Here is a 14,020-nt window from a genome sequence, read left to right as displayed (position 1 = left end):
GTTATGAAAGCGTCACTCGATGATATTTATCTATTCATGTTAACCGTAAGGCATGGGGGGATAAGTGCTGCGGCTAAAGCACACTCAATGCAGCGTTCAAAAATCAGTCGGCGGATTCAAGAATTAGAGCAAGCTTTAGGCTGTCAGTTGTTAATTCGTACTACGCGACAAATTGAATTAACGGAAAATGGTCGTTTGTTTTATCAGTACATTAATCAACCATTGAATGATGTTACGCAAGCGGTCAGCTTACTTGAGAATCAACAGCATGCATTTAGTGGTCGTCTGAAAATCGCGATACCAGCAGCAGTCGTTGCATCTCCGGTGTTTCTTGACTTATTAGACAGTTACTCGGCACAGTTTCCTGATGTGACATTAGATATTGTTCATCGTCATGAGAGTGTGGATCTCAAGCGAGAAAATATCGATCTGCAACTGCTGCCAAATGTTGTTGATGTGATCAATGATGACTACGTACAACAAACATTACTCTCATCGTCCAATCGCTTGTATTGTTCACCTAAGTATCTTGAATCATCATCGTTACCGACCACAATGGAAGAGCTGTATCAGCATCCAATATTATCAAGCAGATACACATCAGCCTTGTTACCTGATGGTATGAATTTACGTTTAGTGTCAGAAGATTTTGGCTTAATCAAATTGCTAACTGAAACGGGGCGGGGTATTGCGCTGCTTCCGATTGTCCTGTTTAAAGAGCAAGTTGAACGTGGTGAGTTGATCCCTGTTATGCATGATATATTTGAGCTAGATATTGTGATGACTTTGGTTTATCCATCACGGCATTTTATACCTGAAAAAACACGCGCCATGATTGAATTACTGCGCAATAATTTCTCTAACCGTTATAAATTTAGTTAAGTTTTAACTATCAGAAAAGGTTAGAAAAAATACTTAGCTTGTAAGCTGACCCATTCAGGATCATCGAGAGGAATATCGTGCCCCGCACTCGGGTGAATGGTGATCGGTAGTGACCAGTGTTTGGCAAGTTTTAGGCTACATTGATAGTTAACCAATTTATCGCAACGGCTTGCGAGTATATGTATTGCGTGTTGCGGTTGTTTGCACAGGCTAAATTGGCGACAAGCATTGATTTGGCGGTACATATTAGTACATGAAATAGGGTGTTCAGCTTTCCAATTTGCCCATTGATGTGTGATAGCCGCTAGCTCTTCAATACTCCATGAACGGTTTGATGTTAGACGGATGACTTTTTCCTCTTGCTTGTAATTGGGTAGTACGAGGATATGAAGTAAATCGAAATAACGTTGCCAGCGTAAGCGTTGGTAAAAAGGGGACAATGATTGGGTACTGGTATTGATCAATAAAGCTTTATTTATATCGTTAGGATACAGCGCCATCCATCTTAGAGCGATCATACCTCCCATAGAAATTGCAATAATATCAGCACTATGATCACCTGTGTGTCGTAATTCAACAAATTGATGATGAAGATCTTTGGCTATCTCATCTAAAGTCTCAGGCGTCATTTCTCTATGACGGATACCATTCCCCGCAATATCAAGACATAAAATATCATGGTGGGGGAAGTTTTCTTTTAAACGATGAACAAACGCGCCCCAGTGAAATTGATCACGGAATAATCCTCTTAATAAGATGATTGTACGTCTTTCTGTCATGTCATTCGTCACTAATGTTTTATATGGCTATGAATACCAACGCATGATTGCTTGTTGTTGATAGTGATGGTTATCTTTATGTTTAAACCACGCATCATAATTAGCAGTGGCATTGATCAAAAAATCCATCAGTACGATATGTTTTTGTAAGACTCGTTGAACACGCTGTGGGCGCATAGGGTTGAAGATCCCAAGTGATTGTCTGAGTTGTAGTGGATTCTTTTTTATCCAGCGCCATGATCCCATTTCTAATGTTAGCGGTAATATGGATTGTTGTTGTATCAAACATTGCTCACTGATGTGATCCCACAAATCGCCATGGCATAAGTAGTGTAGTGCTTGTGGTTCAAATACATAATTATGGTTGGGGTAAGTGGACAAAAACTTATCTCTCAAATGGTAGATGTCACCAATATAAGGAAAGGGTCTAATGGCGCTATGTGCATAGGGAAACCAGAGCCTATCTTTTACACCAAAACCCGAATGGCAGTCGAGTGACAGCGTCACTGGTCGATGCTGGGTCTGCGCAATAACATAACTTGCAACTGCCGCCGCTTCAATTTCCATCGGTTGTCCCTCTTGCCCACGATACCAAGGAATATGCGGCGACAAACGATGTCCACCCACTAGCAAAGCTGCTTTTTCACTGCATTCAACAGGAGCATTGCGCATAAGATCAATATGATTGCCATTCGAGCGATAACACTTAGCCATGCCGACAGGATTAACGAGGGGAATAAACACGAGGTGAATGTGTTGTAACGTGTGTTGTAAGCTGCGATCCCATACTAAACGCTCTGTGATGGCATGTAGGTACGAAAGCAATACTTGGCTACCAATACGCTCTAGCCCGTGTACACCACCAACAAAAAGCATTAACGGCGCAGTGGGTGAACGTGTACCTAAGTGAATTGCATAAAGTGGAAAGTGTTTTGCTGTGTAGTCTGAGAAATGCAGCGGAGAGGGAATATTGGCTATAACTTTATAGCTAAATGGTGTAGCGAATGGATATTGATGTAAGCGATCAATTAACGCTTCGAGTTGAGTAAACTCAGGTAGATGTTTGGTAATGGAGTATCGTTGAGCATTAAGCAAAAGAGCCTCACAAACACAGGTAAAGAAAGATACAGTACCAATGAATGTTGACACTTAAGTGTCAGGCTCTTTTCTCTAATGCATGTTTATGCGGATTCTTTACGCGCTTTTTCGATGCGGTATTGTTTCGTTGCAGCAATCCATTGAGGACGACTAATGGCATAGCCTAATAGCAAGGCAGGTACAATAAACACAAGATGAGTAATAGCAAGTTGAATATCTTGTGCAACTAAATGATTGGCATTGGTTAAGTAGTGTACAACACCAACAATTGAAAAAATAACGCCAAGCGCTGTTAATATAAACATACCAACAACAGCTAGCCCGATAAGATCACGCAAATAAATTTTAGCTGGGCTCATAGTATGGTTCCAAAAGTTACTATCGAATGAGTTCGATAAGTTTTATTATCTTTATCCGAATACTATGCGCTTTAGAATGCGAATCTGTATTGATCTAGCTCACACTTTATCTTTCGTGGATGAATTTTTAATCACGTTGAGCGATTATATAAATACAATTCATAGCTATGACAAATCGTTGTGCTTGCTGTGAATATCGCGCGTTAAGTTATGCTTGTGACTAATTACTGCTGAAATAACCAGCGAAATGCATCTGCAAATATCGTCTTGCCGTTGTTCTCAACTATCTTTCCTTTTGAAAAAATAATGCGTTCAAAAGGCCAAGTTAAGATCTCCTGAATTGATTGTCTTAGGTATTTTTTCTCGGTATAACTTAGGCGTAATAAAAGGGGCATAGCGGGGCTGAAGTAACAGCCATTAAATAGCGCGTAACCTAAATTAAGTGGATGTTTTTGTTCGATCATCCAAGCAAGTGTATCACCAAGGATAAGTGTTTGAGATTCAGGATCACAAAAGGCAATCTCTTCAAAATGATCGCTTCCTCTGATCAAGGTTTGCAGTAATTGTCCTTGCCATAGTGTTGGAGTGTATTGACGTAGTACATCATCAAAGGTGAGATCCCCACGGGTTTGCTGTAATCCCGGTGCAGCAAAAAAATAGGCATCAGGGTAGGCAAGCCACCATTCAGATAAAAAGTGATGGTGGTTTTTATTCGGTGTCACAATAGCGGCAATAGTACCTAATTGTTCTAATTCTGATTTAAGTGATGCTGTTAGCTCAATAGGACTATGAATGAACAATCGCTCATCACTCAGTTTGATGAGCGTCATTTTATGGTTATTTGTTATGCCAGCTTGTTTGATGGCTTGCTCTTGATACCAGAGCCGATTTTTATGGCATTCAATCATCATTACTTCCTGCTGATGTGAGATGACTTATTTGATTACGATCCTTCCTTGATCATAAAAATCCCTCAATGAGATTATCATTAAGGGATTGTTAATGGCTATGATTTATTGTGTTTCAAACTATGTGGTAGCTCTAAGATGTTTTGCGTTTGATGCTTTGCATAATGTTATGACCAAACAGATTGACTAAAGCATATGCGATGATTAGCCCACCACCAATATAGGTCCATATTGAAGGCACTTCATTAAATACAATAAAGCCAAAAATGACAGATAACACGATTTGCACATAAGAATAAGCAGTCGCTTTACCTGCGCTTTGCGTTTGCATGGCTTTGGTTAAACCAAGTTGACCTACCTGAGTAAAGATACCAACAAGGATAAGCAAGAATGTTGTTGTGAGATCTGGCATCACAAAATCTTGGCTGACGACCAAAATAGAGAGAGGCAGTGTGATCAAAGGAAAGTAAAAAATGATCACCGAGCTGTCTTCAGTGTTGCTGAGTTTCTTAACGATAATGTAAGAAATAGCACTAACAAAAGCACCAATCACCGCAATCATCACACTAAACATTGGCAGATGAGAACCACCAGAATTTATCGTGGTTGGATTAACGATAAAGAATAAGCCTAAGATACTAAGTACAATACATATTAGGGTAGAGAACTGTACTCGCTCTTTTAAGAATATCACCGCGAGAATGGCAGTAAACACTGGGTTGATATACTGCAAAATGGTTGCTTCAGCTAACGGCAGTGTAGTGACAGCGTAGTAGACACAAGAAAGCCCAATCGTTCCGACAAGTCCACGTACAACCAGCAAAGGTTTGTTGTTGCCCCAGACAGAGATCCCCTTACGCTTAATGTCGAGATAACTAATGATCAGTGAAACAAAAGCGCGGGCGGCAACGATTTCAAATACAGGAATACCGAGCTGACTGACGTATTTTACGGTTGATGACATAAGGGCAAAGCCTAATGCTGATAGCAGCATAAAGCGCGCGCCCAAGGGAATTAAACTCTCTTTATCGTGGGTCATTAATGGTATCTACAATCTGATAGGGGAATAAGAGCATAAATTACCGTGCTCAATAAACAAATGATCTAATGTAATGTTGGCGTAAATTCTTGTTATGCGTAGTTTGATGTTAGATAAAGAAAGAGATAAACAAGCCATGTTGTTTATCTCTTTAGTTAAAGTGAGCGGAAATGTTTTAACCAGTATTTGGCACTATTTTTGTTTATATAGCCCAAACAAACCAGCACCAAATGCAGCAATTAACCCAATAAAGGCAATTAAAAGGTGATGATGATGGATCCAATACATTGTCTCTCCTTAGAACGGTTTATTGTCCGCTTCTTTCGCTTTTAAAATCATAGGGGTAATGGTCGAGCCTTGTACAAGGATCGAGAAAATCACAATGGCATAAGTCATTAATACGATAATTTCTTTCACGTCTACATCTGGGTGTGACGGTATAACAATACCTGTCGGGATCGCCATCGCCATTGCAAGGGCTAAACCACCACGTAAACCACCCCAAGTTAAGATCTTAATTGATTCAGGGTTGTATTGGCGGTAACGCGTGAAGCCAACATATGATAGTCGTACACTGAGATAACGACTTAAAAGCACTAATGGAATAGCAATAACTACCGCAATAATATCAATACTGTGGAAACTAAAGGTAATGATCACAAAGCCAATCAGTAGGAATAGTACGGCATTTAAAATTTCATCCACCAATTCCCAAAGGTGTGCCATTTGCTCAGAAGATTGCTCTGAAATGTACTGACGCGTGATATTACCAATGATAATACCGGATACCACCATAGCGAGTGGTGCTGATACTTCTAAATGTTCACCAATTACATAGCCAGCGGTTGGGATCAACATGGTTAAGATCAGGCGTAACATGTTGTCATGTGAGTTTTTGATCATGTAATGGAAAATGCCGCCCAGTACCGCACCAAAGGCAATACCACCAAGCGCTTCACGGATAAACAGCATTGCTGTACCAGAAACGGTAGGGGCTGTTTTACCAAAAGCGACTTCAAAAATGGTGACGAAAATAACCAGACCAACACCATCGTTAAATAGAGATTCACCTTCGATTTGCGTAGAAATACGTTGTGGTGCATTTAACTTTTTCACAATCGCAAGTACAGCGATTGGATCGGTAGGCGAAATAAGTGCACCAAATAAACAGCAATAAATAAAACTTAAATCAATACCAATAAGGTTAAGAATTAACCAAAGTACGGTGCCGATAAAAAAGGTCGAGAATAAGGTGCTAGCTAATGCAAGAAAAGCAATTTCAAACTTCTGATCTTTTAAATGGTTAAGATCGATGTTTAATGCGCCAGCAAATAATAAGAAGCCTAAGACACCTTTTAATAGGAAGTCTTCAAATTTGACATGCTGAATTAGCTCAATTAGGGCATTTTCTTTATTTACAGGAATATAACCTAAGTGTGTTAATGCTAATAAAATTAAAGAGATAGCAATAGACCAACCATTGATAGCGATCGTTGTTTGAAAACGACCAATCTTATGGTTAATGATGGAAATAAAGACCGCAATTGCAGCCATAATACATATAGTGTCATATACTGACATGAAAACATCGCTCCAGATCAGGATGGATTTAAACCATACTGTTTATCATTTAATAATAATATACATTAATCATTCAATATCGATGGCGAATATATGCAAGTGATACGGTTAAATAACCTGTGGTCTGAATATATCTTGTTCATAAAATATTAATGATTAATAAATATCTTAAACATTCTATACAGATGTATTGCGAATTATTTGTATTATTTTGGAATATAAAAAATCACAAATATAACTTGTATTATTAGTCTAATACAAGGAGGGGAAAAGATGATGTGAATAACAAAGAAAAATAAAGCACCTATATAAGTGCTTTATTTATAAGTTGTTATTTATGGGTTGCTGCAATTAAAAGAGCAGGATCATCGGTAATAATGGTCGAAACGCCCCAATTTGAGAATTTTTCTATTTTCTTTGGATCATTCATTGTCCAAATTTGCAGCACTTTTCCTGCGTCAGTAATTTCTTTAGCAAGCTTTTCATTCAATAGATGATGATCAAGATGAATACTGTAAAGCTTGAGGTTTTCATCTAAGCGGTCGATATCAGGCACCCAATCCTCAATGATCAAACCACGACGCACTTCAGGCCACTGTTCTAAACACTGTTGAACAGCATTATAAGAGAAACTCGATAAGATGAGGCGATCTGGATCAAAGCCATAGTCTTTAATGGTTTCGATAGTTTTCTGTACTTGTAATGCTGCTTCTTCTTCGTAGTGCACCTTGATCTCAAGGTTTAAGTTAAGCCCATATTCGTCACAAGCAGCTAATAGTTCATGTAAAGTTGGGATAGTTTCACCAGCAAATTCAGGTGAAAACCAGCTTCCGGCATCAAGTTGTTTGATTTCATCTAAGGTTTTATGGCGAACGCTACCAGAACCATTGGTACAACGACGAACTGTTTTGTCGTGGATAATGACAGGAATTAAATCGGCACACAGTTGGGTATCGGTTTCAATCCATTTTGCGCCAGCATTAGCGGCAGCTTTCATAGAAACCAAAGTATTTTCTGGTGCAACGGCTCTTGCACCGCGGTGACCTGCAATCATATAAGTATCCAAAGTCATTAACGTTGTAAAATTTTACGTTGATTTTCGACTAATTAAGCAAACAATCAAGTATTAATATCGCAATATCATGATGTTGATTTGTTTCGTTTATGTAGCGGCGTTGAAATTAACTTATTCTAGTATACTTGTACGCACAGTGAGTGATGGATTTACCAACAATCAAAAAATGAAATGACAATTGGTTTTGTATCTAAAGGCTGATTAGATTAGTATTCTGTGCCGTTGTCTGATTAAAAACCTTTATCGAACTCATTGATTGAGCGTTTTTGATTTTCGGGCTTTTACAATTTGAGACAAGGAAAAACGAATGAAACTGTCAGCGCTAGACCAACCTCTTTTCGATCATCTTTACCGCGATATTCGAGAGTTTCGTTCCACGTTTGATCTTGATATTGAATCACCACAAACACTAGGCGAACAAGCCGACGCATTGCATACCTCTCTTGCTGTAGAAGAGATGACGGAATTAGCAGAAGCAGATTCACTGGTTGAACAAGCGGATGCAATTGTCGATTCTGTGTATGTTTTAATGGGGCGTTTGGTGCACCTTGGTGATAAGAAAGTAGAAGACAATATTGGTATTAGTTACCTGATTGATATTCTGCTGCAAATGTCAGCGCGTTTAGGTATCGACTTTATGGCATGTTGGAATGAAGTCCATTCAAGCAACATGAGTAAAGTATGCCGCAACGCTGATGAATACGCTGATACTGAAGCGTTTTACGCAAAACAAGGCGTGGCTTTAACAGCCAGTACGAAAGGGGATTACATTATTGCGAAATGTGCACAAGATGTTGACCTTGACGGTAAAGTTATCCGTAAAGGTAAAGTACTTAAATCCGTATACTATCGTCCTGCTGATCTAGTGAAACTTGTTATACGCTAAGCCTCTTGTTAGCTAAATTATCCTCGCAAATGCGGGGATTTTTTGTTTTTCACATATATAAAGTGTTCCATGAAAATATCTCCTTATACCCGAGCGTTAGCTCAACAGCTTTTTAAAATGACATGGTCAATGTTATTTGGCGTGCTGTCTTTAATGAGCTTTCAGCTTGTAGACAGTGCTTTCATCGGTCAGTTGGGTGTGCTTCCTCTTGCCGCACAGGGCTTTACACTTCCAATGCAAATGGTTGTCATCGGCTTGCAAGTAGGACTAGGGATCGCCACAACGGCATTAATTTCTCGTGTATTAGGTTCAAATAATAACGTTCGAGCGCAACAACTTGGTGGGCTCGTGGTATTGGTTGGTGGTATCGGTGTTGCGGCGCTTTGTGGCGTGATCTGGTTACTCCGTGACGTCATTATGCATTTGTTAGATGCACCTGAAACCGTATTACCCATCATTGATACATATTGGCCTGTATGGTTAGCCAGCGCATGGTGTGGCTCGATGCTGTATTTTGCCTATAGTTTATGTCGTGCTAACGGTAATACTATGCTTCCCGGCATCATGATGATGGCAACAAGCTTATTAAACATCGTGTTTGATCCATTGTTTATCTTTAAGTTTGGCTTAGGCATTAATGGTGCAGCATGGGCGACCATTGCTTCTTTTACTATAGGTATGCTGGTGGTATTTCCATTGGTATTAAAAAGAGGTTGGTTAAGCTTTCAATGGCAAGGGCTTGATATTGTCAAATCGGTCAAAGAGTTGGGGCATATTATGGCGCCAGCAATGATGAGCCAATTGTTACCACCTGTTTCTTCCATGCTTGCCACTAAATTAGTTGCGGGTTTTGGTGCTGCCACTGTTGCTGCATGGGCATTAGGCTCTCGAATAGAGTTTTTCTCTATTGTTGTGGTTTTAGCTTTAACCATGTCGATGCCACCTATGGTGGGCAAGCGGATAGGAAGTCGTGATCTTCAAGGGATCAAGACACTCATCAATATCGCGGTATGTTTTGTCCTAGTATGGCAATTGGTGATTGCTATCGTTATATTCTTACTTTCTACGCCATTGAGTACGTTATTAACAACTGATGTAAAAGTACAAGAAGTGTTGAGCTTACACTTAACTCGAGTTCCTATTAGTTTAGGTGCGTTAGGTGTGTGTATGATCATGGTATCGATATGTAATGCCTTGGCGATGCCGATGCGTGCGCTGTTTATTTCAGCATGGCGTTTGTTTATTTGCTTCCTACCTATTTTATGGCTAGGTTCGCATTTAGCTGGACTGCCGGGCTTATTTACTGGCGCGATGGTAGGTAACATTGCAGCAGGTATTTGTGCGTGGGTTTTCTATCGTCAAGGATTGAAAATCATTGATAGCAAATATCAAAGTGAAACTGATAACGTAAAATAAGCGTGTAAAAACACGTATGACAAGGATATTCATGCAAAGTTATGTAATTGAAGATCGTAAGTTAACCTACTTAGATCAAGGTACTGGTCCTGTATTGGTATTTGGTCACAGCTATTTATGGGATAGCAAAATGTGGCAGCCTCAAATCGAAGTATTAAGCCAACATTATCGTTGCATCGTGCCTGAGCTATGGGCGCATGGTGACGCGGATGCTGCTCCTACAAAAACACGTACTTTACGTGATTATGCAGATGATGTGATAGCACTGCTTGATCACCTTGAAGTTGATACCTTCTCGATGATTGGTTTGTCTGTTGGTGGTATGTGGGGCGCAGAGCTGGCGTTAAAAGTGCCGCAACGTGTTAATGCATTAGTATTGATGGATACGTTCATCGGTTATGAACCTGAAGTGCTTCATGCTAAATACTTTGCCATGCTCAATACCATTATTGAGCAGAAAATGATCCCAACAGAAATCATTGATGCAATTACGCCATTGTTTTTCCGTCGTCAAGCGGAGCAGCATACGCCAGAGTTAGTGAATAACTTTAAAACCTATTTAGCGAGCATTAAGGGCGAAGACGCTGTAGCGGTAGGTCAAATTGGTAAAATGGTATTTGGTCGACGCGATACCTTTGATGATATCGAATTACTTACTGTGCCGACATTGATCATGGTTGGTATGGAAGATTCACCTCGACCACCATTAGAAGCCCAGTTAATGCATGATGCGATTGATGGTAGCGAGTACGTATTGATCCCAGATGCTGGTCATATTAGTAATCTGGAGCAACCTGAATTTGTTACTCAGCAATTGATGGCTTTTTTAGACAAGCATATTGCGAAGTAAGCGCTCAATGAGTCAATAACCGTATCACTTAATTAATAATACGGTAGAGACAAAAACGGCATAACGTTTACTCAATAAACTGAGTAGGTTATGCCGTTTTTTATGCGCTGTAGTAAGTTTTGTGTTGATGAATAAACGCTATGGAGTGTTGGTTAAAATCATCGGGTTTTTCAACATTACATACATGTCCGTAGTCTTTTAATTCAGTTAAAAAGCTTAATCGATGACGCTCTACCATCTCTTTCACTGGTTTTATGAACATATAGTCATTGGCACCCATGAGGTAAAGTGTAGGGATAGATAGCTCTTTTTCTTTGAAATACTTCATGACAGGGTTTACATCGGTTGCTAGTTTGAACCAACGTTTAAACTCTTTCTGACATAGTTTTTTAGCTTCACGAACAAATAAATGGCGAGACTCACGCTGACTTTTTTGAGGCATAACCACATAGGCAAACAAACGATATAACCACATATAAGGAATGATGTGCTTACACAAATTGCCGAGTTTAACCAGAATCTGAGAGCGAGTATTTAAGCGTGTTACAGCACCACCGAGTACCATGCTTTTGACACGATCAGGCGCAATTTCCGCTAAATTACGAATAATGATAGTGCCTAATGAAACTCCCACGAAGTGCGCTGATTGGATCTTTAAGTGATTGAGTACATGAACGATGTCTTTGGTGACGCTCTTAAACGTATAAGGGTTCGCCATCATGTCTTTAAACATATTGTTAGATTTACCGTGACCACGGAGATCTAATAACAACAAATTAAAGTGCTGCTTATAGGCTTTAATCTGTTTGAACCAAATAGCTGAGCTACCACCTGCACCATGGACAAATACCACCCATTCTTTACTACTGGGATGGGGGTAAGTTTTGTAAAAAAGCATGTTGTCTTGCATTTATCGTCCTTGTTTACGCGCAGTACAGTAATCATATCATGGCAAAATGAACTGACTCACCTGACCACTAAACGTGCATCTTATGTCGTAAAGTCGGATTTTCATCGTGAATATTTGAAATTATTCCAACAATGTCGCAAAACCTGTAAGTGTTGGCGTAAAGCGAGTTCAGTCTTATGTGATCTTCTAGATGATGCTAATTTATATATGAAAAACAGAAGGATAGTAAGTTTAAAAAAGTGCTACTAGCTCTCTTTTCAGTGTTTTTTCGTAATGAAAGAAAAATAAAAAACACTGATTTAAACACTTTATGATGTTTTATTTTATCTTTCGCGTCAGATAGTCTTTAATTTACAAAGGATTATCTATGAAGGAGTTTTTTCCAATGTTTAAAAAGGTGTTACTAACACTGGCGTTTATTCTGCCTTTCGCATCTCAAGCTGCAACAACAGATCCCACTAAACTGATCAAGCAATGTGAAACTAAATACAAAGCTGATAAGCAAAAGAAAATGGACTGTATTGCTAAGGTGAAGAAATCAGCAAGCAAGTCTACAAAGAAAGAAGTAGAGAAAGCGAAGAAGACATCATCAACTAAAGTTGCCGATGTAAAGAAAGACGCGAAGAAAGATGTAAAAGCAACATCTTCAAAACTTGATAGCAAAAAAGCAGACGTTAAAAAGTCATCAACCAAAACCAAGACTGCAGTAAAGAAACAATTAAAAGCAGTTAACGTAAATACCGCATCTGCTTCAGATCTTGCGGCATCATTACCAGGTATTGGTGAAACTAAAGCAAAAGCTATCGTGGATTACCGTAAAAAACACGTCAAATTCAAATCAGCGAAAGATCTAGAAAAAGTAACAGGTCTTGGCGAGAAAAGCGTTAGTTCAATGAAGAAATACCTAAAGTTCTAATTTGAACAGTAGGGAACTCAACCTCTTAAATACTTTTTGCTAGTTATAGCATGAGGTGTTTAAGAGTTTTTTATATCTGTACTAAGGCTAATAGATGATCTCTTCATCTTCTTCATGAGGCATTAAATTGATGATCTCTTTTTTAATGATATGAGGCAAAATAGCATAAAGCGGCATACGTTTTAGTCGCCCTCGAAAACGCAACGATTTCACAGCGAAACGATAATCTGAATTTTGATAATTTGGAAAAGCGTTTCTTATGACTTCACTAAAACGTTCTTTGTATAACCAGAAGATAAAACGGTGTGAGGCATGTTGATTTAAAAACTGCATCATATTGTCAGGGATCTTTAATGCAAATAGTTCATGGCAAAACCCAAGCGCCATAAACAGGCTATTATCTTTACCTATTTGCTGATGGAGTTGGATCAGGTTGTGCCAGAACAGACGCTGTTTGCCAAAATGGCTGAATTGTAGGTGTAAGTCATACAGGTCACGTAGCCCATACTTAAAATTCACTTGGTTAAAAAACATGATAGCTTGATGAGTCACCATAGCTTCGGGGGAAAGAAGTGTGGCAGGATGAGCTGTAATAGGTGAGGTATGGTGATGAAGTAACGGTGTTTCATCCAACTTATGTCTTAACGTTTTTGGCAATAAATGGAAATGAATAGCAAGCTCTGTTCGCCTTTCTTTATGTATTAACGGGGTTGTTTGATTTGACCAGCGACAATAAAAAGTTTCTTCGTAATCGGTGATGTTTTTATAGCGCCAGCCATGATTGAGTAACTGATTTAGTACGGCATCAACATGGTTTTCTGAAATCAAAATATCAATATTATTCTTGATCCTACCTTTAAACATTTCTACTTCAGAAAATTGTAAAGCACTACCACGAATATAACGCCATGATGGCAGTACATCTTTAAACTGTGCTTTAAGTTCTTCATGTTCAAATACTAAAGCTTTTTTTTGCTTCTCGAAGCTATGGAACCCTGAGAGTAATTGCTGTTGCATAAACAGTGGTAGTTCATCCCAAATACCATCAAGCTCGCAGGCTGTCTTTAATTGCCCTAACAAGGATAGATGTCTTGCCTCTGTGATGATTTGATATAGAGATTTATGATCGAGCGTCAATAATAGAGTTGGAAGGCAAAGAATATCAATCAGTTGTACCTGCCGAGAAGTCATGATCCCTCCCTGATTATTGGTCAAATTAATAATTAAAGTATTGTTTGTAAGTGATAAAAAGCAAATTAGTATATTAATATGAGTTTTTATCTTTATCGAATCTCAAAAGTGAGAATTTTTTGAAGCATCT

Annotated in this window: 14 protein-coding genes; 5 read left to right on the top strand and 9 right to left on the bottom strand. The window is 39.0% G+C overall.

Going from position 1 to position 14,020, the window contains the following annotated elements; all coding sequences use genetic code 11:
- Positions 1 to 3: 3 nt before the first annotated feature.
- Complete coding sequence (locus Q7674_RS04920) at positions 4 to 882, top strand: LysR family transcriptional regulator (RefSeq protein ID WP_045062189.1); 879 nt, start codon at positions 4 to 6, stop codon at positions 880 to 882.
- A gap of 20 nt (positions 883 to 902) precedes the next feature.
- Here the strand turns inward: Q7674_RS04920 and Q7674_RS04915 are convergent, their stop codons facing one another.
- The 7 genes from Q7674_RS04915 to Q7674_RS04885 form a co-directional block, all read right to left on the bottom strand.
- On the bottom strand, positions 903 to 1,661 hold the full coding sequence (locus tag Q7674_RS04915) for an alpha/beta fold hydrolase (protein WP_008989190.1): 759 nt from the start codon (positions 1,659 to 1,661) through the stop codon (positions 903 to 905).
- A gap of 27 nt (positions 1,662 to 1,688) precedes the next feature.
- Positions 1,689 to 2,810: a M14 family zinc carboxypeptidase gene (locus tag Q7674_RS04910; RefSeq protein ID WP_237156699.1), complete on the bottom strand. Its 1,122-nt coding sequence runs from the start codon at positions 2,808 to 2,810 to the stop codon at positions 1,689 to 1,691.
- Positions 2,811 to 2,842: 32 nt separating this feature from the next.
- Positions 2,843 to 3,118 carry a hypothetical protein gene (locus Q7674_RS04905; protein ID WP_008989192.1) on the bottom strand — a complete coding sequence of 92 codons (276 nt, stop codon included), beginning with the start codon at positions 3,116 to 3,118 and terminating at the stop codon, positions 2,843 to 2,845.
- 224 nt (positions 3,119 to 3,342) lie between these two features.
- Positions 3,343 to 4,026, bottom strand: a complete 684-nt coding sequence (locus Q7674_RS04900) for a DUF4336 domain-containing protein (RefSeq protein ID WP_045062191.1) — start codon at positions 4,024 to 4,026, stop codon at positions 3,343 to 3,345.
- A 133-nt stretch (positions 4,027 to 4,159) separates the two neighbouring features.
- Positions 4,160 to 5,065 (bottom strand): DMT family transporter, encoded by a 906-nt coding sequence (locus Q7674_RS04895; RefSeq protein ID WP_305421906.1) that lies wholly within the window; start codon positions 5,063 to 5,065, stop codon positions 4,160 to 4,162.
- Positions 5,066 to 5,362: 297 nt separating this feature from the next.
- A complete protein-coding gene (locus tag Q7674_RS04890) occupies positions 5,363 to 6,646 on the bottom strand; it encodes a cation:proton antiporter (RefSeq protein ID WP_305421904.1) in 1,284 nt (427 codons plus the stop codon).
- Between the two features lie 331 nt (positions 6,647 to 6,977).
- Positions 6,978 to 7,700, bottom strand: a complete 723-nt coding sequence (locus Q7674_RS04885; RefSeq protein WP_008989197.1) for a glycerophosphodiester phosphodiesterase family protein — start codon at positions 7,698 to 7,700, stop codon at positions 6,978 to 6,980.
- Between the two features lie 328 nt (positions 7,701 to 8,028).
- Between Q7674_RS04885 and Q7674_RS04880 the strand changes: the two genes are divergently transcribed.
- The 3 genes from Q7674_RS04880 (at position 8,029) to Q7674_RS04870 (ending at position 10,873) form a co-directional block, all read left to right on the top strand.
- Positions 8,029 to 8,607: a nucleoside triphosphate pyrophosphohydrolase family protein gene (locus tag Q7674_RS04880; protein WP_045062197.1), complete on the top strand. Its 579-nt coding sequence runs from the start codon at positions 8,029 to 8,031 to the stop codon at positions 8,605 to 8,607.
- 69 nt (positions 8,608 to 8,676) lie between these two features.
- Positions 8,677 to 10,023: an MATE family efflux transporter gene (locus tag Q7674_RS04875; RefSeq protein ID WP_305421901.1), complete on the top strand. Its 1,347-nt coding sequence runs from the start codon at positions 8,677 to 8,679 to the stop codon at positions 10,021 to 10,023.
- Between the two features lie 31 nt (positions 10,024 to 10,054).
- Entirely contained in the window at positions 10,055 to 10,873 is an 819-nt protein-coding gene (locus tag Q7674_RS04870; RefSeq protein WP_045062200.1) for an alpha/beta fold hydrolase, read from the top strand.
- Between the two features lie 100 nt (positions 10,874 to 10,973).
- Here the strand turns inward: Q7674_RS04870 and Q7674_RS04865 are convergent, their stop codons facing one another.
- Positions 10,974 to 11,783, bottom strand: a complete 810-nt coding sequence (locus Q7674_RS04865) for an alpha/beta fold hydrolase (RefSeq protein WP_305421899.1) — start codon at positions 11,781 to 11,783, stop codon at positions 10,974 to 10,976.
- 367 nt (positions 11,784 to 12,150) lie between these two features.
- Here Q7674_RS04865 and Q7674_RS04860 point away from each other — a divergent pair, with 367 nt between their 5' ends.
- Positions 12,151 to 12,699, top strand: a complete 549-nt coding sequence (locus tag Q7674_RS04860) for a ComEA family DNA-binding protein (protein WP_237156700.1) — start codon at positions 12,151 to 12,153, stop codon at positions 12,697 to 12,699.
- An 87-nt stretch (positions 12,700 to 12,786) separates the two neighbouring features.
- Here the strand turns inward: Q7674_RS04860 and Q7674_RS04855 are convergent, their stop codons facing one another.
- The gene (locus Q7674_RS04855; RefSeq protein WP_045062204.1) at positions 12,787 to 13,890 is read right to left on the bottom strand and encodes a nucleotidyltransferase family protein; all 1,104 of its coding nucleotides are present in this window, start codon (positions 13,888 to 13,890) and stop codon (positions 12,787 to 12,789) included.
- Positions 13,891 to 14,020: the final 130 nt, after the last annotated feature.

It is taken from the genome of Photobacterium leiognathi (assembly GCF_030685535.1).
GTDB lineage: Bacteria > Pseudomonadota > Gammaproteobacteria > Enterobacterales > Vibrionaceae > Photobacterium > Photobacterium leiognathi.
This window is presented reverse-complemented; position numbering and strand designations above follow the sequence as displayed.

What these genes read in the sequence shown, in the direction of transcription:
- Q7674_RS04915 (WP_008989190.1), bottom strand. Translation starts at nt 1,661, where the DNA reads ATGACAGAAAGACGTACAATCATCTTATTAAGAGGATTATTCCGTGAT.
- Q7674_RS04860 (WP_237156700.1), top strand. Translation starts at nt 12,151, where the DNA reads ATGAAGGAGTTTTTTCCAATGTTTAAAAAGGTGTTACTAACACTGGCG.
- Q7674_RS04895 (WP_305421906.1), bottom strand. Translation starts at nt 5,065, where the DNA reads ATGACCCACGATAAAGAGAGTTTAATTCCCTTGGGCGCGCGCTTTATG.
- Q7674_RS04855 (WP_045062204.1), bottom strand. Translation starts at nt 13,890, where the DNA reads ATGACTTCTCGGCAGGTACAACTGATTGATATTCTTTGCCTTCCAACT.
- Q7674_RS04890 (WP_305421904.1), bottom strand. Translation starts at nt 6,646, where the DNA reads ATGTCAGTATATGACACTATATGTATTATGGCTGCAATTGCGGTCTTT.
- Q7674_RS04875 (WP_305421901.1), top strand. Translation starts at nt 8,677, where the DNA reads ATGAAAATATCTCCTTATACCCGAGCGTTAGCTCAACAGCTTTTTAAA.
- Q7674_RS04885 (WP_008989197.1), bottom strand. Translation starts at nt 7,700, where the DNA reads ATGATTGCAGGTCACCGCGGTGCAAGAGCCGTTGCACCAGAAAATACT.
- Q7674_RS04880 (WP_045062197.1), top strand. Translation starts at nt 8,029, where the DNA reads ATGAAACTGTCAGCGCTAGACCAACCTCTTTTCGATCATCTTTACCGC.
- Q7674_RS04900 (WP_045062191.1), bottom strand. Translation starts at nt 4,026, where the DNA reads ATGATTGAATGCCATAAAAATCGGCTCTGGTATCAAGAGCAAGCCATC.
- Q7674_RS04920 (WP_045062189.1), top strand. Translation starts at nt 4, where the DNA reads ATGAAAGCGTCACTCGATGATATTTATCTATTCATGTTAACCGTAAGG.
- Q7674_RS04870 (WP_045062200.1), top strand. Translation starts at nt 10,055, where the DNA reads ATGCAAAGTTATGTAATTGAAGATCGTAAGTTAACCTACTTAGATCAA.
- Q7674_RS04865 (WP_305421899.1), bottom strand. Translation starts at nt 11,783, where the DNA reads ATGCAAGACAACATGCTTTTTTACAAAACTTACCCCCATCCCAGTAGT.
- Q7674_RS04905 (WP_008989192.1), bottom strand. Translation starts at nt 3,118, where the DNA reads ATGAGCCCAGCTAAAATTTATTTGCGTGATCTTATCGGGCTAGCTGTT.